Origin of the sequence: Xanthomonas campestris pv. asclepiadis (assembly GCF_020784175.1) — a bacterium.
Classification (GTDB): Bacteria; Pseudomonadota; Gammaproteobacteria; order Xanthomonadales; family Xanthomonadaceae; genus Xanthomonas; species Xanthomonas campestris_D.
On the sequence record NZ_JAJGQM010000029.1, the window covers coordinates 1 to 25,905 of the forward strand.

The 25,905-nt window shown below is 64.4% G+C and carries 26 protein-coding genes; all 26 read left to right on the plus strand.

Going from position 1 to position 25,905, the window contains the following annotated elements:
* The first annotated feature begins 698 nt into the window (after positions 1-698).
* The gene (gene flgG, locus LL972_RS13580; protein ID WP_016901723.1) at positions 699-1,484 is read left to right on the plus strand and encodes a flagellar basal-body rod protein FlgG; all 786 of its coding nucleotides are present in this window, start codon (positions 699-701) and stop codon (positions 1,482-1,484) included.
* 38 nt (positions 1,485-1,522) lie between these two features.
* A complete protein-coding gene (gene flgH, locus LL972_RS13585; RefSeq protein WP_228328041.1) occupies positions 1,523-2,215 on the plus strand; it encodes a flagellar basal body L-ring protein FlgH in 693 nt (230 codons plus the stop codon).
* Between the two features lie 10 nt (positions 2,216-2,225).
* Positions 2,226-3,344, plus strand: a complete 1,119-nt coding sequence (locus LL972_RS13590) for a flagellar basal body P-ring protein FlgI (protein ID WP_039521506.1) — start codon at positions 2,226-2,228, stop codon at positions 3,342-3,344.
* A gap of 1 nt (position 3,345) precedes the next feature.
* Positions 3,346-4,524, plus strand: coding sequence for a flagellar assembly peptidoglycan hydrolase FlgJ (flgJ, locus tag LL972_RS13595; RefSeq protein ID WP_228328042.1), 1,179 nt, complete (start codon positions 3,346-3,348; stop codon positions 4,522-4,524).
* Positions 4,525-4,535: 11 nt separating this feature from the next.
* Positions 4,536-6,410 carry a flagellar hook-associated protein FlgK gene (flgK, locus tag LL972_RS13600; protein WP_228328043.1) on the plus strand — a complete coding sequence of 625 codons (1,875 nt, stop codon included), beginning with the start codon at positions 4,536-4,538 and terminating at the stop codon, positions 6,408-6,410.
* Positions 6,410-7,615, plus strand: a complete 1,206-nt coding sequence (gene flgL / locus LL972_RS13605) for a flagellar hook-associated protein FlgL (RefSeq protein WP_228328044.1) — start codon at positions 6,410-6,412, stop codon at positions 7,613-7,615. The genes flgK and flgL overlap by 1 nt, the downstream gene beginning before the upstream one ends.
* 317 nt (positions 7,616-7,932) lie before the next feature.
* A complete protein-coding gene (locus tag LL972_RS13610) occupies positions 7,933-9,132 on the plus strand; it encodes a flagellin (RefSeq protein ID WP_228328045.1) in 1,200 nt (399 codons plus the stop codon).
* A 270-nt stretch (positions 9,133-9,402) separates the two neighbouring features.
* Positions 9,403-10,728, plus strand: coding sequence for a flagellar filament capping protein FliD (fliD, locus tag LL972_RS13615; protein WP_228328046.1), 1,326 nt, complete (start codon positions 9,403-9,405; stop codon positions 10,726-10,728).
* Positions 10,729-10,878: 150 nt separating this feature from the next.
* Positions 10,879-11,292: a flagellar export chaperone FliS gene (gene fliS / locus LL972_RS13620; protein ID WP_228328047.1), complete on the plus strand. Its 414-nt coding sequence runs from the start codon at positions 10,879-10,881 to the stop codon at positions 11,290-11,292.
* Positions 11,293-11,300: 8 nt separating this feature from the next.
* Positions 11,301-11,594, plus strand: a complete 294-nt coding sequence (locus LL972_RS13625) for a hypothetical protein (RefSeq protein WP_115050258.1) — start codon at positions 11,301-11,303, stop codon at positions 11,592-11,594.
* Positions 11,594-12,160 carry a PilZ domain-containing protein gene (locus tag LL972_RS13630; protein ID WP_104595128.1) on the plus strand — a complete coding sequence of 189 codons (567 nt, stop codon included), beginning with the start codon at positions 11,594-11,596 and terminating at the stop codon, positions 12,158-12,160. Before LL972_RS13625 ends, LL972_RS13630 begins: the two co-directional genes overlap by 1 nt.
* Before the next feature lie 70 nt (positions 12,161-12,230).
* Positions 12,231-12,863, plus strand: a complete 633-nt coding sequence (locus LL972_RS13635) for a response regulator transcription factor (RefSeq protein WP_003482986.1) — start codon at positions 12,231-12,233, stop codon at positions 12,861-12,863.
* Between the two features lie 221 nt (positions 12,864-13,084).
* On the plus strand, positions 13,085-14,485 hold the full coding sequence (gene rpoN, locus LL972_RS13640) for an RNA polymerase factor sigma-54 (RefSeq protein ID WP_228328048.1): 1,401 nt from the start codon (positions 13,085-13,087) through the stop codon (positions 14,483-14,485).
* A gap of 8 nt (positions 14,486-14,493) precedes the next feature.
* Positions 14,494-14,874, plus strand: coding sequence for a response regulator (locus LL972_RS13645; RefSeq protein WP_104582687.1), 381 nt, complete (start codon positions 14,494-14,496; stop codon positions 14,872-14,874).
* Positions 14,871-16,355 carry a sigma-54 dependent transcriptional regulator gene (locus LL972_RS13650; protein ID WP_228328049.1) on the plus strand — a complete coding sequence of 495 codons (1,485 nt, stop codon included), beginning with the start codon at positions 14,871-14,873 and terminating at the stop codon, positions 16,353-16,355. Before LL972_RS13645 ends, LL972_RS13650 begins: the two co-directional genes overlap by 4 nt.
* 118 nt (positions 16,356-16,473) lie before the next feature.
* Complete coding sequence (locus LL972_RS13655; RefSeq protein ID WP_228328050.1) at positions 16,474-17,583, plus strand: DegT/DnrJ/EryC1/StrS family aminotransferase; 1,110 nt, start codon at positions 16,474-16,476, stop codon at positions 17,581-17,583.
* A 64-nt stretch (positions 17,584-17,647) separates the two neighbouring features.
* Complete coding sequence (locus LL972_RS13660; protein WP_228328051.1) at positions 17,648-17,872, plus strand: acyl carrier protein; 225 nt, start codon at positions 17,648-17,650, stop codon at positions 17,870-17,872.
* Positions 17,873-17,877: 5 nt separating this feature from the next.
* Positions 17,878-18,918, plus strand: a complete 1,041-nt coding sequence (locus LL972_RS13665; protein ID WP_228328052.1) for a ketoacyl-ACP synthase III — start codon at positions 17,878-17,880, stop codon at positions 18,916-18,918.
* Positions 18,915-19,679, plus strand: coding sequence for an SDR family NAD(P)-dependent oxidoreductase (locus LL972_RS13670; RefSeq protein WP_127168627.1), 765 nt, complete (start codon positions 18,915-18,917; stop codon positions 19,677-19,679). Before LL972_RS13665 ends, LL972_RS13670 begins: the two co-directional genes overlap by 4 nt.
* A complete protein-coding gene (locus LL972_RS13675; RefSeq protein WP_228328053.1) occupies positions 19,676-20,413 on the plus strand; it encodes an SDR family NAD(P)-dependent oxidoreductase in 738 nt (245 codons plus the stop codon). The genes LL972_RS13670 and LL972_RS13675 overlap by 4 nt, the downstream gene beginning before the upstream one ends.
* Positions 20,410-21,054, plus strand: a complete 645-nt coding sequence (locus LL972_RS13680) for a NeuD/PglB/VioB family sugar acetyltransferase (protein WP_228328054.1) — start codon at positions 20,410-20,412, stop codon at positions 21,052-21,054. The genes LL972_RS13675 and LL972_RS13680 overlap by 4 nt, the downstream gene beginning before the upstream one ends.
* Before the next feature lie 13 nt (positions 21,055-21,067).
* A complete protein-coding gene (locus tag LL972_RS13685; protein WP_126970243.1) occupies positions 21,068-22,213 on the plus strand; it encodes an aromatic ring-hydroxylating oxygenase subunit alpha in 1,146 nt (381 codons plus the stop codon).
* A complete protein-coding gene (locus LL972_RS13690) occupies positions 22,203-22,826 on the plus strand; it encodes a UDP-3-O-(3-hydroxymyristoyl)glucosamine N-acyltransferase (protein ID WP_228328055.1) in 624 nt (207 codons plus the stop codon). Before LL972_RS13685 ends, LL972_RS13690 begins: the two co-directional genes overlap by 11 nt.
* A complete protein-coding gene (locus tag LL972_RS13695; RefSeq protein ID WP_228328056.1) occupies positions 22,823-24,346 on the plus strand; it encodes an FkbM family methyltransferase in 1,524 nt (507 codons plus the stop codon). The genes LL972_RS13690 and LL972_RS13695 overlap by 4 nt, the downstream gene beginning before the upstream one ends.
* Before the next feature lie 284 nt (positions 24,347-24,630).
* Positions 24,631-25,647, plus strand: a complete 1,017-nt coding sequence (locus tag LL972_RS13700) for a hypothetical protein (protein WP_228328057.1) — start codon at positions 24,631-24,633, stop codon at positions 25,645-25,647.
* Between the two features lie 75 nt (positions 25,648-25,722).
* Positions 25,723-25,905: a hypothetical protein gene (locus LL972_RS13705; protein WP_228328058.1), complete on the plus strand. Its 183-nt coding sequence runs from the start codon at positions 25,723-25,725 to the stop codon at positions 25,903-25,905.

The following is a 25,905-nucleotide window of genomic DNA, read 5'->3' on the forward strand; positions in this document are numbered from 1 at the left end:
TAACGATCCAGGCTCTCACGGTGGCCCACGCCGGCTCTCGACGCCCAAACTGCCAGAATCCGAACAGATAAGGCTCTTACGCGGCATCCATGCCGCGTAAGGTCCCGCGACGGTGGGCGGGCAAGGACCAGTCGAGATAGTCGGTACGCAGGATTGCGAGCAGGGCATGCGGTGTGTTGCTCGGATCGCATCGCTTCCGATCAGCTTCCCGATTCAACCCGAGCAACAAGCAGCTTTTCACACGACCACCGATTCACTCTCAGGTGCGGTGGCCTCACCGATTGCGGGACCGTGTGGCGGCATGGATGCCGCCACCGAGCCTACATGGACGTACTTGCGGCGTGTCCCGCGAGCGGTGAGGGCACCGCGCGCTCGACCAACCAGACTGTTGACTGCGTCGCAATGCCGGCCGGCAAATCCCAAGAACCCTCCCGCACGCAGCGCCAAGGGTTCACACGTCATCGAACACATCGCTGACCGGCGACCGATCTACCGCGCCTGATCTGCCGCGCAGATTTCCACCGCTTCGGCCTAGCCGCTGCCTGTCCGCCATCAGCCCCGCCCCGCGCAGGCCGCCGCGCCCCGCGCCGCGTGATCCAGCGCACAGCCGGCGAAAACCCGGCGCGGGTTTGGCACGGCACGTGCATATACCCAGCCGTACCCGGAACACATCCCCGGGTCTAACGAGGAATCGGGTCATGAATCAGGCTTTGTGGGTCGCCAAAACCGGACTGGATGCGCAGCAGACGCGCATGTCGGTCATTTCCAACAACCTGGCCAATACCAATACCACCGGCTTCAAGCGCGATCGTGCAGCGTTCGAAGACTTGTTGTATCAACAGGTGCGTGCGCCGGGCGGCTCCACCTCCGCGCAGACGCAGCTGCCGACCGGCCTGCAGCTGGGTACCGGCGTGCGGGTGGTCTCCACCTTCAAGGGCTTCGACCAGGGCAGCCAGCAGCAGACCGGCCGCGCGCTCGACGTGATGGTCAACGGCCGCGGCTTCTTCGAAGTGCAGATGCCTGACGGCACCTCGGCCTATACCCGCGACGGCACCTTCCAGATCAATGCGCAGGGCGAGTTGGTCACCAACAGCGGCTACCCGCTGCAGCCGGGTATCCAGATCCCCGAAGGCGCGCAGTCGCTGACCATCGGCAACGACGGCACCATCAGCGTGACACTGGCCGGCCAGGCCGCCGCGCAGGAAATCGGTGCGTTGACGCTGACCGACTTCATCAATCCCTCGGGCCTGCAGTCCAAGGGCGAGAACCTGTTCGTCGAAACCACCGCCTCCGGGCCCGCGCAGAACGGCACCCCTGGCCTCAACGGCCTGGGCAACACCGTGCAGGGCGCGCTGGAAGGCAGCAACGTCAATACGGTGGAAGAGCTGGTGAGCATGATCGAGACCCAGCGCGCCTATGAAATGAATGCCAAGGCGATCTCCACCACCGACTCGATGCTCGGTTACTTGAACAACAACGTCTGATCGGCCCGCCGGTCGCTGCCCTCTCAGGAATCCACGCCATGTCACGCCTGCCTTCCCTTTCCTCCCTGTGCCTCGCCATCGCCTGCAGCGCGCTGCTGGGCGGCTGCGTGGCGGCCGGCGATGTCCGGCCGTTCGCCGAACTGGCGCCGATCGTGCCGGTGGTCGCGCCGGTGGCGCAGCCCACCGCCGGGGCGATCTACGCCGCCGGCCCAAGCCTGAATCTGTACGGCGACCGCCGTGCCCGCGATGTCGGCGATCTGCTGACGGTGAACCTGGTGGAAAGCACCACCGCCTCGTCCACCGCCAACACCAGCGTCAGCAAGGCCGACACCGTGGACATGAGCACGCCTACGCTGCTCGGCGTTCCGCTCACCGTCAACGGCACCGATGTGTTGCGCAACTCCACCAACGGCGACCGCACGTTTGCCGGCAAGGGCAACACCGCGCAGAGCAACCGCATGCAGGGCAGCGTGACCGTCACCGTGATGCAGCGTCTGCCCAACGGCAATCTGGTGATCCAGGGGCAGAAGAACCTGCGCCTGACCCAGGGCGACGAGCTGGTGCAGGTGCAGGGCATCGTGCGCGCCGCCGACATCGGCCCGGACAACACCGTGCCCTCGAGCAAGGTGGCCGACGCCCGCATCGCCTACGGCGGCCGCGGCGCGATCGCGCAGTCCAACGCGATGGGCTGGTTGAGCCGCTTCTTCAATTCCCGTCTGTCGCCCTACTGAGCCTGCGACCATGAATCTGTCTTCCCTGCCCTTCCGTCTGCTGGCTGCCGCTGTGGCGGTCTGCGCGATCGCCGCGCCGGCCTCGGCCGAGCGCATCAAGGATCTTGCCCAGGTCGGCGGCGTGCGCGGCAACGCGCTGGTCGGTTACGGCCTGGTGGTCGGCCTGGACGGCAGCGGCGACCGCACGAGCCAGGCACCCTTCACCGTGCAGAGCCTGAAGAACCTGCTCGGCGAGCTGGGCGTCAATGTTCCGGCGAACGTCAATCCGCAGCTGAAGAACGTCGCCGCCGTGGCCATCCATGCCGAACTGCCGCCGTTCGCCAAGCCCGGCCAGCCGATCGACATTACCGTGTCCTCGATCGCCAACGCGGTGTCGCTGCGTGGCGGCTCGCTGCTGATGGCACCGCTGAAAGGCGCCGACGGCCAGGTCTATGCGATGGCGCAGGGCAACCTGGTGGTCGGTGGCTTCGGCGCGCAGGGCAAGGACGGCTCGCGGGTGTCGGTCAATATTCCTAGCGTCGGCCGCATTCCCAACGGCGCCACCGTCGAACGCGCCTTGCCGGATGTGTTTGCCGGCAGCGGCGAGATCACCCTCAACCTGCACCAGAACGACTTCACCACCGTCTCGCGCATGGTCGCGGCGATCGACAGCAGCTTCGGCGCCGGTACCGCGCGTGCGGTGGATGGCGTGACCGTGGCAGTGCGCTCGCCGACCGATCCCGGCGCGCGTATCGGCCTGCTGTCGCGGCTGGAAAATGTCGAACTCTCTCCGGGCGATGCGCCGGCCAAGGTGGTGGTCAATGCACGCACCGGCACGGTGGTGATCGGCCAGCTGGTGCGGGTGATGCCGGCGGCGATCGCGCATGGCTCGCTCACCGTGACCATCAGCGAGAACACCAACGTCAGCCAGCCGGGCGCCTTCAGTGGCGGCCGCACCGCGGTGACCCCGCAATCCACGATCACCGCCACCTCCGAAGGCAGCCGCATGTTCAAGTTCGAAGGCGGCACCACGCTCGATCAGATCGTGCGCGCAGTCAACGAAGTGGGCGCCGCACCCGGCGACCTGGTGGCCATCCTGGAGGCGCTCAAGCAAGCCGGTGCGCTCACGGCGGAGCTGGAGGTGATCTGACATGCGTATCGCAGCCTCGCCCATTGATCTCAACCCGAGCACCAAGGCCGATCCCGCCAAGATCGATAAGGTCTCACGTCAGCTCGAAGGACAGTTCGCGCAGATGCTGGTCAAGAGCATGCGCGATGCGAGCTCCGGCGACCCGATGTTTCCGGGCGAAAACCAGATGTTCCGCGAGATGTACGACCAGCAGATGGCCAAGGCGCTGACCGACGGCAAGGGGCTGGGCCTGTCGGCGATGATCTCCAAGCAGCTGAGCGGCGACACCGGCGGCCCGGCGTTGAATACCTCGCTGAGCACCGCCGATGCCGCCAAGGCCTACTCGCTGGTAGCCGGCAAGCGCGACGCCTCGTTGCCGCTGCCGGCCCGCGATGGCGCGGCGACCGGCATCGGTGCAGGCACCGGCACCAGCGCAGGCATCGGCGCAGGCGGCCTGGGCGGCATCGGCATGAGCCAGGTGCTGGATCTGATCGCCGGGCGCACCGGCAGCAGCGATGCGGGCAGCGACGATGCGGCCGCGCTGAGCTGGCCCTCGGCCAACGATCGCTGGAGCGATGTGGCGGCCAGCGATGCCGCCGATGCCAATGCTGCAGTCAATGCGAGCGCGGCGAGCAGCGCCGCCGCCAGCCTGGGCGAGCGTACCCCGGAAGGCTTCGTCGCCAAGATCTGGACGCATGCGCAGAAGGCCGCGCGCGAACTGGGCGTGGATCCGCGTGCGCTGGTGGCGCAGGCCGCGCTGGAAACCGGCTGGGGCCGGCGCGGTATCGGCAATGCCGGCAACTCCAACAACCTGTTCGGCATCAAGGCCACCGGCTGGAGCGGCGACAAGGTCACCACCGGCACCCACGAATACGTCAATGGCGTCAAAACCACCGAAACAGCCGATTTCCGTGCCTACGGCTCGGCCGAGGAGAGTTTTGCCGACTACGTGCGGCTGCTGAAGAACAACAGTCGTTACCAGCCCGCGCTGCAGGCCGGCACCGATATCAAGGGTTTTGCACGCGGCTTGCAACAGGCCGGATACGCCACCGATCCGGGCTACGCAGCCAAGATCGCGGCGATCGCCAACGGTCCGACCATCGACCGTGCGGTAGCCGCAATCGGCAACGCGGCGGCCGACCTGTCCAACCGCTATGCCAGCACCGCCGAGCCTGCCGGGCTCGGCACCATCCGTCGTTGAGGTAAACGCCCATGTCCATCATGTCCACCGGGACCAGTGCGCTGATCGCCTTCCAACGGGCGTTGTCGACCGTTAGCCATAACGTCGCCAACATCAATACCGAAGGCTACAGCCGCCAACGTGTGGAATTTGCAACGCGCACGCCCACCGACATGGGCTACGCGTTCGTGGGCAATGGCGCCAAGATCACCGACGTGAGCCGGGTGGCCGACCAGCTGGCCACCTCGCGCCTGCTCGACAGCGGCGGCGAGCTTTCGCGGCTGCAGCAGCTGTCCTCGCTGTCCAACCGCGTCGACAGCCTGTACTCCAACACCGCCACCAATGTGGCCGGGCTGTGGTCGAACTTCTTCGACTCCACCAGCGCAGTCTCGTCCAATGCCTCGTCCACCGCCGAGCGGCAGAGCATGCTCGACAGCGGCAACTCGCTGGCGACGCGCTTCAAGCAGCTCAACGGGCAGATGGACAGCCTGAGCAACGAGGTCAACAGCGGCCTGACCTCCTCGGTGGACGAGGTCAATCGCCTGACCCAGCAGATCGCCAAGATCAACGGCACCATCGGCAACAGCATCGACAATGCCTCGCCGGATCTGCTCGACCAGCGCGATGCGCTGGTGTCCAAGCTGGTCGGCTACACCGGCGGCACTGCGGTGATGCAGGACGGCGGCTTTATGAATGTTTTCACCTCCGGCGGCCAGGCCCTGGTGGTGGGGACCACCTCGTCCAAGCTGACCACCGTCGCCGACCCGTATCAGCCGAGCAAGCTGCAGGTGGCAATGCAGACCCAGGGCCAGAACGTCAGCCTCAGCGCCAACTCGCTGGGCGGGCAGATCGGCGGCCTGCTGGAGTTCCGCACCAGCGTGCTGGAACCGACCCAAGCCGAACTCGGTCGCCTGGCCGTGGGCATGGCCAGCACCTTCAACGCCGGTCACGCGCAAGGCATGGACCTGTACGGCGCGATGGGCGGCAACTTCTTCAACATCGGCTCGCCCACCACCGCTGCCAACCCCGGCAACACCGGCAGCGCGTCGCTGAGCGCCAGCTTCAGCAACATGTCGGCGGTGGATGGGCAGAACGTCACGCTCAGCTTCGACGGCACTGCGTGGAAGGCCACCAACGCCAGCACCGGCTCGGCGGTACCGATCAGCGGCGCCGGCACCCCGGCCAATCCGCTGGTGCTCAACGGTGTCAGCCTGGTGGTCGGCGGCACGCCGGCCAACGGCGACAAGTTCCTGCTGCAGCCCACCGCCGGGCTGGCCGGCACCCTGTCGGTGGCCATCACCGACCCCTCGCGGATTGCCGCGGCCACCCCGGTCAAGGCCACCGCCACGGTCGCCAACCTGGGCACCGGCAAGATCAGCGACGTCAAGGTCACCAATGCGCAGAACCCGGCGCTGCTGACCCCGTCGTCGGTTGAGTTCATCGACGCCAACCAGTACACCATCGACGGTACCGGCCCGTTCGCCTATACCGCCGGCCAGACCATCAGCGCCAACGGCTGGAGCTTTGCGCTGGACGGCGCGCCCAAGGCTGGCGACACCTTCGGGGTCGGCCCCACCGGTGCCGGTTCCAGCGACAACGGCAACGCCAAGTTGCTGGCCAAGATCGACGACGCCAAGGCGCTCAGTGGCGGCACGGTCACGCTCAACGGCGCGCTGTCGGGCCTGACCACCTCGGTCGGCTCGGCCGCGCGCGCGGCCAGTTACGCCTCGGACGCGCAGAAGGTCATCAACGACCAGGCGCAGGCCAGCCGCGACTCGATTTCCGGCGTCAACCTCGATGAGGAAGCCGCCAACATGCTGAAACTGCAGCAGGCCTACCAGGCCGCCGCACAGATGATTTCCACCGCCGACACCATCTTCCAAGCCATCCTGGGCGCCGTACGCTGATGACCGACCGTATCTCCACCAGCATGATGTACAGCCAGTCGGTGTCGTCGATGACGGCCAAGCAGTCCCGGCTGAACCAGATCCAGGCCCAGCTCGCCAGCGGGCAGCGCCTGGTCACCGCCAAGGATGACCCGGTCGCCGCCGGCACCGCGGTCGGCCTGGATCGCGCGCTGGCAGCGATCACCCGCTTTGGCGAGAACGCCAACAACGTGCAGAACCGGCTCGGCCTGCAGGAAAACGCCCTGTCGCAGGCCGGCGACAAAATGGCGCGCGTCACCGAATTGGCGGTGCAGGCCAACAACTCCTCGCTTAGCCCCGACGACCGCAAGGCGATCGCCTCGGAACTGACCGCGCTGCGCGACAGCATGGTCAGCCTGGCCAACAGCACCGACGGCACCGGGCGCTATCTGTTCGGCGGCAGCGCCGATGGCAGCGCACCGTTCATCAAGAGCAATGGCGGCATCACCTACAACGGCGACCAGACCCAGAAACAGGTCGAAGTGGCGCCGGACACCTTCGTCAGCGACACCCTGCCCGGCAGCGAAATCTTCATGCGTATCCGCACCGGCGACGGCACCGTGGATGCGCACCCCAACAACGCCAACACCGGCACCGGCCTGCTGCTGGATTTCAGCCGCGATGCCAGCACCGGCAGCTGGAACGGCGGCAGCTACAGCGTGCAGTTCACCGCCGCCGACACCTACGAGGTGCGCGACAGCACCAATACGGTGGTCGGTACCGGCACCTACAAGGACGGCGAAGACATCAACGCGGCCGGCGTGCGCATGCGCATCAGCGGCGCGCCGGCGGTAGGCGACAGCTTCCAGATCGGCGCCTCCACCACCAAGGACGTGTTCTCCACCATCGACGACCTGGTCGGCGCGCTCAACTCCGATACCCAGACCCAGCCGCAGAAGGCGGCGATGATCAACACGCTGCAGTCCTCGATGCGCGACATCGCACAGGCCTCGTCGAAGATGATCGATGCGCGCGCCTCCGGCGGTGCGCAGCTGTCGGCGATCGACAACGCCAACTCCCTGCTCGAGTCCAACGAGGTCACCCTCAAGACCACCCTGTCGTCGATCCGCGATCTGGACTACGCCTCGGCGCTTGGCCAGTACGAACTGGAGAAGGCCTCGTTGCAGGCCGCTCAAACGATTTTTCAGCAGATGCAGTCGTCGTCGTTGTTCAACCTGATCCGCTGATTTGCAGCAGAAAACCCGCGTTTTCTGCACTCCTGCGCGCCAGTACCTGCGCAGGCCGACGGAGTTTATTCGTCGAAAGTTATACCAACGCTAAAGATTCACGGGGTGCTGCCGAATAAACCAAACCCCTTGATACACAACGCTTCCGTATTTCGTCCTGCAGCAGAAAAACAGTAAAAAAATACTGGATTTCGCTAAAGGTTCCCGACGCAACGCCGTTATTCATCTCAGCAGCGGCAACGGCCAACTTGATGGCCCCCCTGCGGAGGCTCCGGGCAAGTCCCCCTTGCCGGAAAAATCGCTTAGGAGAAATCAAAATGGCACAGGTAATCAACACCAACGTAATGTCGCTGAACGCTCAGCGTAACCTCAACACCAACAGCTCCAGCTTGGCGCTGAGCATCCAGCAGCTGTCGTCGGGCAAGCGCATCACCAGCTTCTCGGTCGATGCGGCCGGCGGCGCAATCGCCGAGCGCTTCACTACCCAGATCCGTGGCCTGGACGTCGCCTCGCGCAACGCCAACGACGGCATCTCGCTGTCCCAGACCGCTGAAGGCGCGATGCAGGAAATCGGCAACAACCTGCAGCGTATCCGCGAGCTGTCGGTGCAGTCGGCAAATGCGACCAACTCGTCCACCGACCGCGAGGCGCTGAACTCCGAAGTCAAACAGCTGACCAGCGAAATCGACCGCGTCGCCAATCAAACCAGCTTCAACGGCACCAAGCTGCTCGACGGCTCCTTCAGCGGCGCGCTGTTCCAGGTCGGTGCCGATGCCGGCCAGACCATCGGCATCAACAGCATCGCCGACGCCAACATCGATTCGCTGGGCAAGGCCAACTTCGCTGCCGCCGTCTCCGGCGCCGGTGTGAGCGGCACCGCCACCGCCTCGGGTTCGGTCAGCGGCATCAGCCTGTCGTTCAAGGACGCCAGCGGCTCGGCCAAGAGCGTCACCATCGCCGACGTCAAGGTCGGTGCCGGCGACACTGCGGCTGACGTGAACAAGAAGGTGGCCGCCGCGATCAACGACAAGCTGGACCAGACCGGCATGTACGCCTCGATCAAGACCGACGGTACGGTGCAGATCGAATCGCTGAAGGCTGGCCAGGACTTCACCTCGCTGTCGGCCGGTACCTCCAGCGCCGCTGGCATCACCGTCGGCGCCGGCATCACTACCGCCTCGGCCGCGTCCGGCTCGACCGCTTCGACCCTAAGCAGCCTGGATATCTCCACGTTCTCCGGCGCGCAGAAGGCCCTGGAAATCGTCGACAAGGCATTGACCACGGTCAACTCCTCGCGCGCCGACATGGGTGCGGTGCAGAACCGCTTCACCTCCACCATCGCCAACTTGAGCGCGACGTCGGAGAACCTGTCTGCATCACGTAGCCGCATCGCGGATACGGACTACGCCAAGACCACCGCAGAGCTGACCCGCACGCAGATCCTGCAGCAGGCCGGTACCGCGATGCTGGCCCAGGCCAAGTCGGTTCCGCAGAACGTGCTGAGCCTGCTGCAGTAATCGGCAGCGCTTCGCAGCAAGTCCAAAGCCCCTCTTCGGAGGGGCTTTTTTTGTGGCCGCAGATCTCCTTCGCCCAAGATTTGGCGCGAACGCGCAGCACGCTTTCCTGGCGCGGGTTTTTTGACGCACCCCGCCGGCATGGAAATTGCATTACCCAAGCTCGTGAGCGAAACGGGTCGCCGCCGCTAAAGTCCTGGCGGATGCGGCCGATACCCGTCTCGTAATCCCATGCGTCCATCCTTGCTTGGACGCCCAGACGAGGAATGCAACATGGCATCGGTGATCAGCACTTCCGGCTCCGGTCTGGACATCCCAACTGTGGTGTCCACCCTGGTCTCCCGGCAGAAAGACCCGGAGCAGGCGCGCATCAACAAGGCCGGGACCGCCGCGACCACGCAGCTGTCGGCGATCAGCCAGATCAAGAGCAGCATGACCACGCTCAAGTCTGCGCTGGACAAGGTCATCAGCAGCGCCGACACCAACGCCTACAAGGCGACGGTGCCGACCGATGCCGGCTTCACCGCCACCACCACCAGTTCGGCCGCGCCGGGTAACTACTCGGTGGAAGTGGTCTCGCTGGCCAGCGCGCAGAAGCTCGCCTCCGGCGCGTTCACCGCCGACGCCACCGTCGGCAGCGGCACGCTGACGATCGGGTATGGCGACAAGAAGATCACCGTTGACATCAGCGGCACCGACAAGCTCACCGACATCGCCGCCGCCATCAACAAGGCGGCCGGTGGCAAGGGCGTCACCGCCAGCGTGGTGACCGCCAACGACGGCCAGCACCTGGTGTTCAACGCGGTCGACACCGGGACCAAGGGCGCGCTGACGGTCAGCGCCAGCGACCCGAGCCTGAGCAGCCTCACCTATGGCCCCGGCGTCAGCGGCGGCCTGAACCAGTCCGTGGCCGCGACCGATGCGCTGGTGCGCGTGGACGGCTTCGAACGCACCTCCAGCTCCAACACCGTCACCGACATCGTGCCGGGCGTGGTGCTCAACCTCACCAAGGCCGCCGAAGGCACCAAGGTCACGTTGGGCGTTGCGGCCGACACCAGCGGCCTCAAGGCCAATCTGACCGCGTACGCCGCCGCCTACAACACCGCCAATACCTTGCTGGCCAAGAGCAGCGCCTACGACGCCACCACCAAGACCGCCGCGGCGTTGACCGGCGACTCGCTGGTGCGCGGCCTGCAGCAGCAGTTGCGCGGCCAGGTCAGCGGCAACCTCACCGAACTCAAGTCGCTCGGCCTGACCATCGACAAGGATGGCGTGATGAGCTTCGATGGCGGCAAGTTCGACACCGCCATCGCCGCCGACGGCGGTGCCGCCGCCGAGGTGCTCGGCAAGGACAGCAAGTTCGGCTCGGCCATGACCAAGCTGCTCGACAGCAACGTCAACGCCAACAACGGCACCCTGACCCTGCGTTCGGACAGCCTGAACAAGCAGATCAAGGGCTACGAGGATGACCTGGATGACCTCGACGCGCGCATGACCAAGCTCAGCGACCGTTACACCGCGCAGTTCACCGCGATGGAAACCATGATCAGCAAGCTGCAGAGCAGCACCAGTTCGCTCAGCAGCCTGCTGACGAGCTGATTTCCGTGATGAGGATCCTCAAGTCCCGCAATGGTCTTGCCGATACAAGAAGGGCCTATCGTGATTTCGGCCTTGCCTTCCGGCAGGAGCGTCGTCGCAGGAGCGCAGCGCTCCGGGACCAACGAAGGTCAGCCCATTGAGGAGTCATCCATGTACGGTTCCAATCGTCAGTATGCCGAGCAATACCGCAAGGTCGGCGTGTCCACCAGCGTGACCGAAGCCGACCCGCACAAGCTGGTGTCGCTGCTGTTTGCCGGCGCCTGCCAACGCATCCGTCTGGCCCAGGCCTGCCTGGCGCAGGGCGACCAGGCGCGCAAGGGCAAGGCCATCGGCGAAGCCTGCGCCATCGTCGGTCACTTGAACGGCTCGCTCGATCACGAAGCCGGTGGCGAGATCGCTGGTAACCTGTCGGCGCTCTACGACTACGTGATGCAGCGGCTGACTGCCGCCAACCTGCACAATGACGAGACCGCGTTGGTCGAAGCACTGGAACTGCTCAGCGAAATCGACTCGGCGTGGAATTCCATCCCCCTGGACCAACGCGGCCTTTCTGCCGTTTCGTGAGTCAGACCATGCATAGCGCGCAAAGCCTTCAAGCCGAAATTGCCGACATCCGCCTCGCCATGGCGCAGGAGGAGTTCGAGGTGATGCCGTTCATGCTGGACGCCCACGATCTGCACCTGCGCGAGTATGCGCAGCATGTGGACCTGAGCCAGGACCGCGAAGCACTGCAGACGCTGCAGGCCATGCAGCAGGATCTGATGCGGATGATGCTCGAGCGCCGACGCAAGCTGCTGGACCTGATCCGCGCGCAACGCACCTCGTCGTCGGCCAGCCGCGCCTACGCACGGGTCGGACGGATCTGATGTCCGCGCTCGGCACACTCGCGCCATCGGCCGATGCCGCGCTGTTCGCCGACACGCTCAGCTGCGAAGTGCGTCTGCCGGCCGGCTTCCGTGCCGGCAGCGACGCCGGCTCGCACAGCGCTGCGGAAACCCTGCTGCGCAGCCTGGGCCAGGTGGAAGACCTGCGCAGCGAAGACACCAGCGAAGACCGTGGCGAGTTGCCGCTGCTGGTGCAGCGCATGGACGCCAAGCTCGACCTGATGCTGGCCCTGATCGGCCGTCTGGTGCAGCAGGGCGATAGCGGACTGATCCAGGCGAACGTGCACTGGTCGGTACGCGGGATCCGCCTGAGCTGCGCAAGCAGCCATCCGCCGGGCACGCTGGGGAGTGTTTGCCTGCAACCCTCCGACTGGCTTCCTGAACTGGTACAGCTTCCTGCCGAGGTCCTGGCAAGCGCGAGTGATGGCCACGATCATTGGCTATGGCTGCGGTTTGCGCCGCTTTCGCCAGGCTTGCAGGAGGCGTTGGAACGCCATCTGTTCCGTCTGCATCGCCGTCAGATCGCCGACGCCCGCCGCCAGCGCTGACGCCGCCTGTTGGCGCGGGGCGCCGGGTCGGCTAAGGTGCCCTTTACTGAAAAAAGGTCTCTTCTGCTCCGTGCGAGTCATCATCGTCGACGATCACACCCTTGTCCGTGCCGGCTTGTCCAGGCTGCTGCAAACCTTCGCCGGCATCGATGTCGTGGGTGAGGCCAGCAATGCACAGCAAGCCTTGGACATGACATCCCTGCACCGGCCTGATCTGGTGTTGATGGATCTGTCCCTGCCCGGCCGCAGCGGCCTGGATGCCATGACTGATGTGTTGCGCGCTGCGCCGCGCACGCACGTGGTGATGATGTCGATGCACGACGATCCGGTGCATGTGCGCGACGCGCTGGATCGCGGCGCGGTCGGCTTCGTGGTCAAGGATGCGGCGCCGCTGGAGCTGGAACTGGCATTGCGTGCAGCGGCGGCCGGCCAGGTGTTCCTGAGCCCGCAGATTTCGTCCAAGATGATCGCGCCGATGCTGGGCCGCGAAAAACCGGTCGGCATTGCTGCCTTGTCGCCGCGCCAGCGCGAGATCCTGCGCGAAATCGGCCGCGGCCAGAGCAACAAGGAAATCGCCGCCGATCTTGGCATCAGCGTCAAGACGGTGGAGACCCATCGCGCGCGCATGATGGAATCGCTCGGTTGCCGGCGTGCCAACGACCTGGTGTTGCTGGCCGCCAAGCATCACAACGAACTGGTCTGAGCCGAGCGCTGTGCGTGCCCGGAAACGGCCGCCAGCGACCGAAACAGTGACGGGATTCCGGCGGGCACGCTTGAGTCCGTATTGAACGTCAGGGAATTCCCCACACGCTGTCAGGAAAATCACGAATCGCCTCACGCGATTCCCTGATTAGAAACCCGTCGTCTTGTCCTGCAAGATGCGTTCCATCGCTGCCACGTGCGGCGCCTTCCGGAAGCGCTTCGATGAAGACGACCATTTCCGCCCAGCTTGGCCAGCAACTGCACCTGACCCCGCAGTTGCTGCAGTCGATCCGTCTGTTGCAATTGGACGGCATGCAGTTGGAACTGGAAATCCGTCGCGCGCTGGAAACCAATCCGCTGCTGGAACTGGAAGAGCTGGCCGACAGCGACGCCGTCGCGAGCAGCGACGATGGCGCCTCCGATGTCGCTGCCTTCGACGAACTGCCGGAAAGCACGATGTGGGACGTGCAGAGCAGCAGTTGGAACGGCGACGACGACGACCGCATGCAGCGCGTGGCGGCCGGCGACTCCACCGACCCGCACGTGCGCATCCTGCGCGAGCTGGCGTTGGACCTGGACGAGGCCGCATTGGGGGCCGCCGCGTTCTGGCTGGAACAGACCGACGATGCCGGCTACCTGACAGAAGCCCTGGCGACGCTGCAGCAACTCGGCGCGACCCGGCTTGGTATGACCGTGCAGGCAGTGGAAGCGATCCGTCAGCGCCTGCTGCACGGCGACCCGGCCGGCCTGGCCGCCTGCGACCTGCGCGAGTGCCTGCAGGCCCAGCTGAGCGCCCTGCCCGGCCGCGTGCCGGCGCGCCATCTGGCCGCGCGCATCCTTGCCGGCGATCTGGACCTGCTGGCCAGCCACGACTATCCGCTGCTGGCGCGCGCGCACGATGCCGAAGTGGACGATGCACGCGAAGCGGTACGCCTGATCCTGTCGCTGCAACCGCGCCCCGGCGATGACCTGCTGCAGGAGAGCAACGCCAGCGTGATTCCGGACGTGCTCGCCTGGCATGCAGACGGCAGCTGGCGGGTGGCACTGAACCCGGCCACCACGCATCGGGTGAGCATCAACCCCGTGCATGAGCGCGCACTGGCCGAGGCCGGTGACGCCGCCCAGCCGCTGCGCGACATGCTGCAGGAAGCGCGCTGGCTGACCCGGGGCCTGTCGATGCGCTACGAGACCCTGCTGCGTGCCACGCGCGCCATCGTCGAACGCCAGGCCACCTTCCTGGTGCGCGGCGAAGAAGCGATGGCACCGCTGACGCTGAAGGAAATCGCCGATGAGATCGGCATGCACGAATCGACGATTTCGCGCATTACCACCGGTAAATACATCCAGACCCCGCGCGGCACCTTCGAGCTCAAGCACTTCTTTGCCGTGCGCCTGGAAGGCGCCAGCGTCTCCGGCCAGGCGGTCAAGGCGATGGTGCGCCGACTGATCGAAAGCGAGCCGGCCGGTCGGCCGCTGGCCGACGAAGCCATCGCCGGGCTGTTGTCGCACCAGGGCGTTAACATTGCCCGTCGCACTGTGGCCAAGTACCGCGAACAACTCGACATCGCCCCGGCACGCGAGCGCCGCCGCACCAACAAACCACTGCTTGCCCGGGCAGGATAAGGACTACTATGAGCAAACTCACCGTGCTGCTGGTCGATGACCACGAGGGCTTCATCAACGCTGCGATGCGTCATTTTCGCAAAGTGGAGTGGCTCGATATCGTGGGCAGTGCCGCCAATGGACTGGAAGCGATCGAGCGCTCTGAGTCGCTGCGCCCCAATGTCGTGCTGATGGACCTGGCCATGCCGGAGATGGGCGGGCTGCAGGCAACGCGTCTGATCAAGACGCAGGACGATCCGCCGTATATTGTCATCGCGAGCCACTTTGACGATGCAGAGCATCGTGAACATGCTCTTCGCGCGGGTGCTGACAATTTTGTTAGCAAGCTGTCCTATATCCAGGAAGTCATGCCAATCCTGGAGGGCCTGACGGTAAGGAGCCAGGAATGAGTGAGTCCCGCATTCTGTTGATCGACAGCGATGCCGTGCGCGCCGAGCGCACCGTCTCGTTGCTTGAGTTCATGGACTTCAATCCCCGCTGGGTCACCGACGGCGCCGACATCAATCCTGGCCGCCATCGCCATGACGAGTGGATGGCGGTGATGGTGGGCTCGGCGCAGGATGCCGCACAGGCCGACAAGTTCTTCGACTGGCTGGCCGATGCCAAGCTGCCGCCACCGGTGTTGCTGATGGAAGGCAGCCCGAGCGCGTTTGCGCAGGCCCATGGCCTGCACGAAGCCAATGTCTGGACGCTGGACACGCCGCTGCGGCATACGCAGCTGGAAGCCTTGCTGCGCCGTGCCAGCCTCAAGCGCCTGGATGCCGAACATCAGGCCGGGGTGCAGCAGGACACCGGCCCGACCGGCAACAGCGAGGCCGTGACCCGCTTGCGCCGCCTGATCGACCAGGTGGCCGCATTCGACACCACGGTGCTGGTGCTGGGCGAATCAGGCACCGGCAAGGAAGTCGTGGCGCGTGCCATCCACCAGCATTCGCCGCGGCGCGACGGGCCGTTCGTAGCGATCAACTGCGGCGCGATCCCGCCGGATTTGCTGGAAAGCGAACTGTTCGGTCACGAAAAAGGCGCCTTCACCGGCGCGCTGAGCACCCGCAAGGGACGCTTCGAAATGGCCGAGGGCGGCACGCTGCTGCTGGACGAAATCGGCGACATGAGCCTGCCGATGCAGGTCAAGCTGCTGCGCGTGCTGCAGGAGCGCAGCTTCGAGCGCGTTGGCGGTGGTCAGACCATCCGTTGCAACGTGCGCGTGATCGCCGCGACCCACCGCAACCTGGAAACCCGCATCAGCGACGGCCAGTTCCGCGAGGACCTGTTCTATCGCCTCAACGTGTTTCCGATCGAAATGCCGGCGCTGCGCGAACGGGTCGACGACCTGGCCATGCTGGTGCAGACCATCGCCGGGCAACTGGCACGCACCGGACGCGGCGAAGTGCGCTTTGCCGACGAAGCCCTGCAGGCGCTGCGCAGCTACGACTGGCCGGGCAACGTGCGCGAGCTGACCAATCTGGTGGAGCGCCTGGCGGTGCTGCATCCGGGCGGACTGGTGCGCGTGCAGGACCTGCCGGCGCGTTACCGCGGTGATTTTGCATCAGCCACTGCGGTCGAGCCTGCGCCCGAACCGGCGCTGGTTGCCGCCCCCGTCGAAGCCATCGCGCTGCCGGACAATGTGGTGACCCTGCAGCCCACCACAGCCGATGCCGAGCCGACGGCCACGTCCAGCCTGCCCGACGATGGCATCGACCTGCGTGGCCACATGGCCAACATCGAGCTGGCGCTGATCAACGAGGCGCTGGAACGCACCCAGGGCGTGGTGGCACATGCAGCGCAGCTACTCGGCCTGCGCCGCACCACGCTGGTGGAAAAGCTGCGCAAGTACGGCATCGATCGCGAGCAGACCGAGCTGGCGAACTGACCGGGCCACGCGCCTGGCCCCGCTTGCTGGCATGGCGCTTGCTTCAGCAGGATCACCCCGTCCGCAGCCGTCGGCTGCGGCGGAATCCCGACATTCATCAGCACCTGCCGAGGCATTGATGCCCATCCCCGTCACCAGTCCGCTGCTGCCGCCGCTGGAAGAATTTCTGCCCTACCTCGAGCAGATCTGGGACAGCCGCATTGTCAGCAATGGGGGGGACATGCATCGCGCCTTCGAACGCGCGTTGTGCGAATACCTGGACGTGCCGTACCTGGCCTTGCTGACCAACGGCACCACCGCCTTGATCACCGCCCTGCAGGCGCTGCGCATCACCGGGGAAGTGATCACCACACCGTACTCGTTCGTGGCCACCGCGCATTCGCTGCTGTGGAAGAGCATCACCCCGGTGTTTGTGGATATCGACCCGGTGACGCTCAACATGGATCCGTCCAAGATCGAGGCGGCCATCACCCCACAGACCACCGCCATCATGCCGGTGCACTGCTACGGCACGGCGTGCGATACCGCCGCGATCACGCGCATCGCCGACATCTACAACCTCAAGGTGATCTACGACGCGGCACATGCCTTCGGCGTGCGCGATGACGGCGGCTCGATCCTGCGCCATGGCGACCTGAGCGTCTTGAGTTTCCATGCCACCAAGGTGTTCAACACCTTCGAAGGTGGCGCCATCGTCTGCCCCGACGAACGAACCTATCAGCGCATCGGGCATCTGAAGAATTTTGGCTTCGTCGATGAAACCACGGTGGTGGCACCGGGCATCAACGGCAAGATGAATGAGATCAGCGCGGCCTTCGGCCTGCTGCAGCTCAAGCACATCGATCACGCCATCGCCCAACGCAGCGCCATCGACGCGCAGTATCGGCAGCGCCTGGGCGATGTCCGCGGCGTGCGTTGCGTGGCGCGGCCCGATCACGCCAGTGCCAACTACGCGTACTTCCCGATCCTGGTGCAGGACGACTACCCGTTGTCGCGCGATGCGCTGTACCAATTGATGCGCGAGCACGGCATCCTGGTACGGCGTTACTTCTACCCGTTGATCAGTGATTTCCCGATGTATCGCGCCCTGCCCTCCTCGGCGCCGGCATGGCTGCCGGTCGCGCGCTCGGTGGCCGCACAGGTATTGTGCCTGCCGATCTTTCCTGGCCTGACCCGCGACCAGGTCGATACCATTGCCGACCTGATCGCCGGCGCACAGGCCACATGACCTCAGTACACAACACCGTGTTTCCAGACTCCCGCATCTTCAACAGGCAACCAGGCGAGATCGCATGACCCAGGCAACGTTTATCGAGAACTTCCTCTCCGCCACCGACTTCCAGGAGCCGGTCGATGTCACCACCGACACCGTGCTGCTCGAACTCCCGGAATGGGATTCGCTGGCCGCGCTGGGCGTGATCGTGATGTTCGATATGGAATACGGCAAGACCATCACCGGCGAAGACCTGACCGCTGCCGTCACCGTCGGCGATCTCTACAAACTGACCGAGGCGTAAGCAGCATGCCGACCTCCACGCTGCACAACGTCCGCTTTGCCGGCATGGCGACCTGCGTGCCGAAGCGCGTGGTGTCCAATCTCACCGATTGTCGGCCGCAGATCCGTTCCGAGCGCGAGCGGCTGGTGCGCAACATCGGCATCGAGACGCGCCGCATGGCATCGGAATGGCAGTGTTTTTCCGACCTGGCCTTCGATGCGACCGAGGTGCTGCTGGAAAAGCTGCAGTGGAAGCGCGAGGAGATCGATGCACTGATCGTGGTGACCCAGTCGCCGGATTATCCGATTCCGGCCACCGCGATCATCCTGCAGGACCGGCTGGGGCTGTCGCACGCCACGGTCGCCTTCGACGTCAATCTGGGCTGCTCCGCTTACCCGTTCGGCATCAACCTGCTCGGCTCGATGATCGCCGCCGGCGGCGTCAAAAAAGGGCTGCTGTTGGTCGGTGACCGCAGCGCCACATTGGAAGATCCGATCTTCTCCGATTCCGGCACCGCCACCGCGCTGGAATTTAGCGCCGACGCGCCGCCGATGCATTTCGACCTCAATAGCGATGGGAGCGGCTACAGGGCGATCATCCTGCCAGTGGGCGGCCACCGTGAACCGGTCGGCATCCAGCACTTGGTGCCGTATCGCGACGAGGCGGATGGTGCCTGGAAGCGTGGCGTGGACCTGATCCTGGACGGCGTGGCAGTGCTGAGCTTCTCTACCCAGCGCATCCCGCCGGCAGTGCAGAAGCTGCTTGAGTATGCGGGCGTGTCCAAGGAGGAGATCGACCATTTCGTGTTCCACCAGGCCAACCGCATGATCAATGAGACCATCCGCAAGAAGCTCGGCCTGCCGGTGGAAAAGGTGCCCTCGACGTTGCGCGACTTCGGCAATACCAGCGGCGCCTCGCTGCCGGTGACCATGACCGCACGCATCAACAAGGACCTGGAATCAGGGCGCAAGCGCGTGCTGCTATGCGGCTTCGGCATCGGGCTGTCGTGGGGTACCTGCCTGCTCGACATCGAAGGGGCCGCTTTTCCAGATCTCATCGAATCGTGAGCATTGCTCCCGACCCCTTCGCGCTTGCCGGCAAACGCATCCTCGTCACCGGCGCTTCCTCGGGTATCGGCCGCCAGATCGCGATTTCCTGCGCCGAGCTGGGTGCCCAGCTGGTGATCAACGGACGTGACCGTGTGCGGTTGACGTCGACCCTGGAGGCGTTGCCAGGCGACGGCCATATGGCAATCGCGGCAGACCTGGACCGGCAGGAGGACATCGACCGTTTGGTCGCCGAGGTCGGCGTGTTGGACGGGATGGCACATGCGGCCGGGATCTCCCGGCTGGTGCCGCTGCGCCTGGTCAACCGGGCGCATCTGGACACCATCTTCTCCAGCAACACGTTCGCACCGATGCTGCTGACACGCGGCCTGCTGGCAAAGAAGCGCATCGCCGCAAACGGCTCGCTGGTGTTCGTCGCTTCGGTCGCTTCGCACATCGGGCCAATGGCGAGCAGCGCGTACGCGGCCAGCAAGAGTGCCCTGCTCGGCATGGTGAGATCGCTGGCGCAGGAAGTTGCCAAGAACGGTATCCGTGCCAACTGTATCGCCCCGGGCTACGTGCGCACACCGCTGCTGGACGGCCTGCAGGGCAGCGGCGGCAACATGGAAGGGCTGTTCGAACTGACACCGCTGGGTATGGGCGAGCCGGAGGATGTCGCTTACGCCGCCACGTTCCTGCTGGCCGATGCGAGCCGCTGGATCACGCGTACCTATTTCGTGGTGGACGGCGGCCTCACGGTGCCGATGGATATCTACGCATGACTACACCGGCACGCACTGCGTTCTCGCTCGAGGGCAAGACGGTCCTGGTGACGGGAGCGTCGTCGGGGCTCGGCCGGCAGATCGCCATTGCCTGCGCACAGCGAGGCGCCCGCATCATCCTGGCCGGCCGCGACACGGACCGCCTCGCGCAGACCCAGGCGCAGTTGCAGGGCACGGGCCATGTCGGCGTGCTCGGCGACCTGACCAGCGCCGCCGACCGCGAGGCGCTAGTTGTCTCGGCAGGCGCGACGGTGCATGGCGTGGTGCACTGCGCAGGCATGCAGAAGCATTGCCCGATCCGGCAGCTGACCGAGGCGGCGATGACCGAGATGTACACGGTCAATTTCCTCGCTCCGGTAATGCTGACGCAGCGCCTGCTGCAGGCAAACGCCATTGCCCCGCAGGGCTCGATCGTGTTCATGCTGTCCACTGCCGCGCACCTTGGCACGCGCGGCGTGGGGCCGTATTCGGCGATGAAGGCCGGCCTGATCGGCATCATCAAGTGCCTGGCGCTCGAACAGGCAAAGCGCAGGATCCGTGTCAACGGCATTTCCCCCTCGGCCGTGGCCACGCCGATGTGGGGCGCCGCCCAGCTCGAGGCGCAGAAGGCGCGGCATCCGCTGGGCCTGGGCGAGCCGCAGGACGTCGCCAACGCCGCGGTCTACCTGCTGGCCGACGCCAGCCGCTGGGTCACCGGGACCAGTCTGGTCATGGACGGCGGCTCGATCCTATGACCCATCCGGTCTTGATCATCGGTGCCGGCGGATGGGGTCGCGAGGTCTTGGCGCAGATGCAGGGCGATCCGGCGTGCGGAACGCAGTGGCGTCCGGTGGGCTTCCTCGACACGCGCCCGCAGATGCTGGACGGTCACGGCTGCGATCTGGCCATCGTCGGCAGCCCGCTCGCGTACCAGCCGCGGGACGAAGAGCGCTTCGTCTGCGCGATCGGCGATCCGCATGCGCGCCAGCGCTATGCGCAGCCGCTGCTGGCGCAAGGCGCGCAATTCATTCCGATCCTCACCGGTGCGTTCCTGAGCCCGCGCGTGCGCATCGGCCAGGGCTGTTTCCTGTGCCATCGCGTACAGCTCAGCCCCGACGTGTGGCTGGGCGACTTCGCCAATGTGCATGCCAACACCATGCTTGGGCACGACGTCCATGTCGGTGACTACGCGCAGATCGGTGCGATGACCTTCATCGGCGGCGGCGCGCGGATCGGTGAGCGCGCCATCGTGCACCCGCACGCCACCATCCTGCCCGGCACCCACATTGGCGTCGGCGCCGTGGTCGGTGCCGGCGCGGTCGTGGTCAAGGACGTGCCGGCCGGCGCCAGCGTGTTCGGCAACCCGGCCCGGGTCATCTACCACAAGGATTCCTGAGGAAGCCGCGCCGATGCGATCGCGAATGCACCCCAGCTACTACCTATCGACGGACATCTTCGCCCGTGAACAGCGCAAGATCTTTCGCAAGGCCTGGCTGTTTGCCGGGCTGAAGACGCTGCTGCCCGACAACAACTGCTTCATCACCCGCAGGCTCGCTGGCATTCCGGTGCTGATCCAGAACTTCCAGGGCCGCCTGCGCGCGTTCGAGAACGTCTGCCTGCACCGCAGCGCGCTGCTACAGACCACTGCGGTGGGAAAGCGCCCGTTGGTCTGTCCCTACCATGCATGGAAGTACGACGCAGACGGTCGGGTTGAGAACATCCCCGAGTGCGCGGCTGTGTATGGCTTCGACGAGGAAGAAAGACGCGGCCTGAAATTGCGGGAGTTCGCCCTGCGCGAGGTGGGCAACCTGCTGTTCGTCAACCTCGATCCCGACCCGATGCCGATCGAGGAACAGTTTTCGGCAGACTTCATCGCCTTGCTGGAAAGCAGTTCCAATGCCTATGACACCGAGGTCATGGTGACCACGTGGCGTGGCCGGTACAACTGGAAACTCGCTTACGAAAATCTTCGCGATGCCAATCACCCGCGCTTCGTCCACCCCAAGACACTGGCCAAGAGCGTCAGCTTCACTCCCGAGGTAAACGAGGAACAAGCCAGGGAGTCCATGGAAGCGTTGCGAGACAGCTCGCCCGCTGCCTTGAGGCGCGAGATGCGCCGCTTCAGTTTCGGCGGCCCGGAAGCCGCCATCCCCAACCTTCAGCATTTCGGCTGGCACGAGAAAGTGGAACGCTGGGGCAAGCAGGACGCCTACTTCAACTGGCTTGCCTTCCCAAACCTGCATATCGCCAGTGCTAACGGCGGCTATTCCTTCACCCTGGAACACCACATTCCCGTCGCGCCGGACCAAACCGACCTGGAAATCTACTGGTTTAGCGCACGCAGGAAGCAGCCTTACGGTTCCTCCAGCCAAGTGCTACTGGCACAGATGCACGGCAGCAAGGTGGTGGTAGGCGAAGACGTGGACATCATGGAGCGGGTGCAGGCGGCCTTGCACACAGACGCTCCGCTACCTACCCAGGGAGCCTATGAATCCATGAACCGCCTGGTCGAACGCTGGTACACGACGCTGATGGAGACCGAACATGAAATCTAGGTGGATCATCGGCAGCAGCGACTACCTCGACCTGGCCTTTCACGCCTGGAAGCAGACGCGGCAGGACGAGACGGTCATCAGGGTCGACGTGCCACAAGACACGGGACACGAATTCGATCTTGGCGTGCTGGATGGGCTGAATCCGACCGCAGGGGCCATGTTTGTGGCTTTCGACGAACGCTTCGGCAACTTCAAGCGCATGGAATTGATGCAGGCAGCAATGGAACGTGGCTTCAAGCTGGAGCCCTTCATCCACCCCAGCGCAGCCATCGGCGCTGACACGGTCATCGGGCCCAACGCGTTCGTGGGTGCCCATGCCGTCGTCGGGCACGGGTGCAGGATCGACTACAACACCGTCATCCATGCCGGCGCGCACCTCGGACCGGCATGCCGCGTCAAATCGTCATGCTGGATAGAGAACGGTGTGCACGTCGGCGCGGGCGTCGAGATCGGCGGCAATAGCATCCTGCGGACTGGCGCCATCGTGCGCAGTGGCGTCAAGGTGGGACGAAGCTGCGAACTTGGCTGGCCGCGCGTCTACTGCGAGGACGTACCTGCCAAGACCTATTTCGACGCCCGCTACGACGCCCCTATTCACACCTACGAGAGATGACGTTCATGAGCTCAAGAAATGAGCAGCTTCGCCAACAGATTCTCCGAATTGCGGAGCAGGAACGCCCCGTACTCGAAGATGTCATCGCGCGCCTGCCCGCGATTGCCGACCGCCCTGCATTCCTCGTCGCTCCCGAGTCTTATGCTGGCGTGGTGCATGGCCCCAGCGTCGTTGCCGACCTGCGCCATGTGGTTGCCGCGATTGATGACCAAAGCATCCACCTGGACCGCATTCACGGCGCACCGCGCTGGAGTAGTCAGGAGTTCCTTGCCAAGGCAGGGCAGTACGCCGATGCGATCGCTATCGATTTCTCTTGCAGCCCGCGCGGTCGGGCGTTTGCAAATGACCTCTGTACCAGCGCGGGCATCGAGCAACTGAGCATTGCGCCTTGCTTGGATCCGCTGATCCCACGCTTCGAGCAACGCCCCCTCTTTCTGCTCCATCCGCGCTCGGGCATTGGCGAGATTTATGGCCCAAAGATCGTCCAGCGCTCCAGCCATGTCATTGCCGCCGTCGATGACCAGCCAAGCGACAGCGACACCGTTCATGGCGTGCCGCGTTGGAGCTCGCGCCAGTTCATTGAACAAGCGGCCCAGCATCCCCAGGCATTGGCCATCGATTGTTCCTACAGCCCTGGAGAATCGGGCCTTGCCCGCAAGCTCTGCGAACAAGCAGGCATTGAAAGGGTGGATGCCTGCCTGGCCGTTGCGCACTGTGGGCTGCCCGCCGTATACGAGCCTGCCCGGGTATACCGTCAGCGGACGCTTGCGCGCCTGGACGAATTTCTGCGTCTTGCCGATCGACTGGACGACGATCTCAGCGTCTTTACGCTCTACAGCAACCTGTTGTTCCGCCTGACCTACAACTCCAGCCTCCTGTTGGATTGCTGGGCGACGCCGATCAACGAGTACTTTTCAACATACGCCGATAGCAGCACATTCCAGCTGGGTCGGCGTGAACATTTCTGCGATGGCGGTGCCTTCCAGGGTCCTATCGTGCACAAGTTTCTAGAAGCATCCCGCCATCATTATGAAAGCATCACCGCCTTTGAACCCGATAGCATCAACTTCCAGAAATTGGAGGGCATCGCCAGCACCCTTCCACTTCCCCCGCATAACTTCAGGGCCATAAAAAAAGCCATCTCCAACGAACATACGACGCTGCGCTTCGAGCAGACCGGCACCGTTTCCAGCCATGTATCGCCAAATGGCGGAATCTCCGTGGCTACGACACGCCTGGACGACGAGTTGGAAAAGCTGACGCTACTGAAGTTGGACATCGAAGGGTTCGAGGCCAGGGCACTGGAAGGCGCATCTCACCTCATCCGTACCCAGCGCCCCCGCATGGCCATTTGTGTATACCACTACGCCCAGGATCTGCTGGATATCGTGGAGCAACTGGACAAACTGGTCGATGGCTATCACTTCCGTCTACGCCAGCACTCTCCCGGCCACTACTACGACCTCGTTTTGTATGCATCGCCCGTGGCCGGTGCCGCACCGCCGCCCTGGGCGGAGTAAGCCCGGGGAAACTCACGACTTGAGAGATGGAGCGATGACTGACGCCCGCAACGCGGGGGGCTTAAAAGATCGTCGCGATGTGCGCGGCCCGCTTTGTCCGACGATGACCGCCTACGCCGCACCCGTCAGGCGCCCAGCGCCATGTCGCCGACTCGATCGTGACATGGCGCTGGATGATCGCAATCGCAATCGCAATCGGCGCGATGCTGCTCGACGAAGAACAACAGCATCTCCGAATTCAATGACACTGATAAGACCAGCAAAGCACATAAGGAAGCCCTGCCATGGCGTTAGCAGTCGGCTCGATCGAGCGAGCAACGATCAAATATCCAGGACTGAATCTGCACAACACCAAGTTGATCGGCTGGGGGGCAGGACAGTTTTTCCGTGATTTCTATCCAGCCATCGCCCAGCAGTTGAACTTGCAGTACACCATCTGCCCGCGGCCGGAGAATCAGGGCACAACTGTCCATGGCCTGCCGGTCAGACCACCTTCGGCACTGGAGGAGGAATCGGTCGATGATGTGCTGATCGTCATCTTCTCCAATCACGCCGCAGAGGTGATGAACCAGATTGCGAAGGCACATGGCCGTTTCCGCACGGTACGTGCCGTCGAATACGGCCAGGGCAGCGTTGCACTGTTGCAGGAATTGCAGGATTTCTCGCGCTTGTTGCCCGAGCTGCAACTGTCGCGACAACTGACCAAGCCGGATACCGGCATCTTCGTGCAGGGGCTAGCGTTCGACTTTACACCTTTGGTGCTGGCCTGGAATCGTCTGCGTTTCCCTTGGGCGTACCAGTGCATGGTGACCTGGGACCACCAACCAAGTGCGCTACTGGACCGCTGCAGGCCCTGGCTGGATAAGCTGATTTTGGTGCCTCGGCCGGACAACCTCGGCCTGCACTATCGCAATGCGGTGCTGCGTTCCGCACGTCTGGGCGTGGAGCATCTGGCCGGGCAAGGCATCGCGTTTGCGGTGCGTTGCCGTAGCGACAACGTGCTGACCGGCTCAACGCACGACGCCATCAATGTCCATTTTAGAGGCAAACGCAATCAAGGAAAAATCGCAATTTCTTTGGGAGCAGGGTTTCGAAACATCCCGTTCCTTTTCACCGAGAAAGCCATGCTTGGTAGGACGCAGGACATGCTGGCATTGTGGTCGATGCCAGAGGATCCGCGACCGGCGAATTATGCGGACGACGAGTTTTCTCCAATGAACGAACTTGCACCCGATCGGCATTTTCAACAGCTGAGCCAATACGCCTTCGAATCGTCGTTGTGGAAGAGCTACGCACGCTAGCTCGGATTTCCGGCCGAGACCCTGGTCGATAGCTACCGTTTTGCAAAGTCCCGTCTGCTGGCATTGGAGCCACAGATGAGCTGGACGTCATTGAAGCTCGTGTCGTTGTTCAATGTAGCGCGCGACAACAGCTACGGTTTCTCGATGGACTTGTGGAACCGGCTGTTCACTGACACCGATGCGGTACTTGAGGCTGCCGAGGCAGTCAGCCTGCTGGAGCTCAACTCCACCGATTTTTGGCAAGGCAGAGTTGGCTGA

Excerpts from the sequence above, each read along its gene's own strand:
- flgG (WP_016901723.1), top strand. The coding sequence starts at position 699 with ATGAATCAGGCTTTGTGGGTCGCCAAAACCGGACTGGATGCGCAGCAG.
- flgH (WP_228328041.1), top strand. The coding sequence starts at position 1,523 with ATGTCACGCCTGCCTTCCCTTTCCTCCCTGTGCCTCGCCATCGCCTGC.
- LL972_RS13590 (WP_039521506.1), top strand. The coding sequence starts at position 2,226 with ATGAATCTGTCTTCCCTGCCCTTCCGTCTGCTGGCTGCCGCTGTGGCG.
- flgJ (WP_228328042.1), top strand. The coding sequence starts at position 3,346 with ATGCGTATCGCAGCCTCGCCCATTGATCTCAACCCGAGCACCAAGGCC.
- flgK (WP_228328043.1), top strand. The coding sequence starts at position 4,536 with ATGTCCATCATGTCCACCGGGACCAGTGCGCTGATCGCCTTCCAACGG.
- flgL (WP_228328044.1), top strand. The coding sequence starts at position 6,410 with ATGACCGACCGTATCTCCACCAGCATGATGTACAGCCAGTCGGTGTCG.
- LL972_RS13610 (WP_228328045.1), top strand. The coding sequence starts at position 7,933 with ATGGCACAGGTAATCAACACCAACGTAATGTCGCTGAACGCTCAGCGT.
- fliD (WP_228328046.1), top strand. The coding sequence starts at position 9,403 with ATGGCATCGGTGATCAGCACTTCCGGCTCCGGTCTGGACATCCCAACT.
- fliS (WP_228328047.1), top strand. The coding sequence starts at position 10,879 with ATGTACGGTTCCAATCGTCAGTATGCCGAGCAATACCGCAAGGTCGGC.
- LL972_RS13625 (WP_115050258.1), top strand. The coding sequence starts at position 11,301 with ATGCATAGCGCGCAAAGCCTTCAAGCCGAAATTGCCGACATCCGCCTC.
- LL972_RS13630 (WP_104595128.1), top strand. The coding sequence starts at position 11,594 with ATGTCCGCGCTCGGCACACTCGCGCCATCGGCCGATGCCGCGCTGTTC.
- rpoN (WP_228328048.1), top strand. The coding sequence starts at position 13,085 with ATGAAGACGACCATTTCCGCCCAGCTTGGCCAGCAACTGCACCTGACC.
- LL972_RS13645 (WP_104582687.1), top strand. The coding sequence starts at position 14,494 with ATGAGCAAACTCACCGTGCTGCTGGTCGATGACCACGAGGGCTTCATC.
- LL972_RS13650 (WP_228328049.1), top strand. The coding sequence starts at position 14,871 with ATGAGTGAGTCCCGCATTCTGTTGATCGACAGCGATGCCGTGCGCGCC.
- LL972_RS13655 (WP_228328050.1), top strand. The coding sequence starts at position 16,474 with ATGCCCATCCCCGTCACCAGTCCGCTGCTGCCGCCGCTGGAAGAATTT.
- LL972_RS13660 (WP_228328051.1), top strand. The coding sequence starts at position 17,648 with ATGACCCAGGCAACGTTTATCGAGAACTTCCTCTCCGCCACCGACTTC.
- LL972_RS13665 (WP_228328052.1), top strand. The coding sequence starts at position 17,878 with ATGCCGACCTCCACGCTGCACAACGTCCGCTTTGCCGGCATGGCGACC.
- LL972_RS13675 (WP_228328053.1), top strand. The coding sequence starts at position 19,676 with ATGACTACACCGGCACGCACTGCGTTCTCGCTCGAGGGCAAGACGGTC.
- LL972_RS13680 (WP_228328054.1), top strand. The coding sequence starts at position 20,410 with ATGACCCATCCGGTCTTGATCATCGGTGCCGGCGGATGGGGTCGCGAG.
- LL972_RS13685 (WP_126970243.1), top strand. The coding sequence starts at position 21,068 with ATGCGATCGCGAATGCACCCCAGCTACTACCTATCGACGGACATCTTC.
- LL972_RS13690 (WP_228328055.1), top strand. The coding sequence starts at position 22,203 with ATGAAATCTAGGTGGATCATCGGCAGCAGCGACTACCTCGACCTGGCC.
- LL972_RS13695 (WP_228328056.1), top strand. The coding sequence starts at position 22,823 with ATGACGTTCATGAGCTCAAGAAATGAGCAGCTTCGCCAACAGATTCTC.
- LL972_RS13700 (WP_228328057.1), top strand. The coding sequence starts at position 24,631 with ATGGCGTTAGCAGTCGGCTCGATCGAGCGAGCAACGATCAAATATCCA.
- LL972_RS13705 (WP_228328058.1), top strand. The coding sequence starts at position 25,723 with ATGAGCTGGACGTCATTGAAGCTCGTGTCGTTGTTCAATGTAGCGCGC.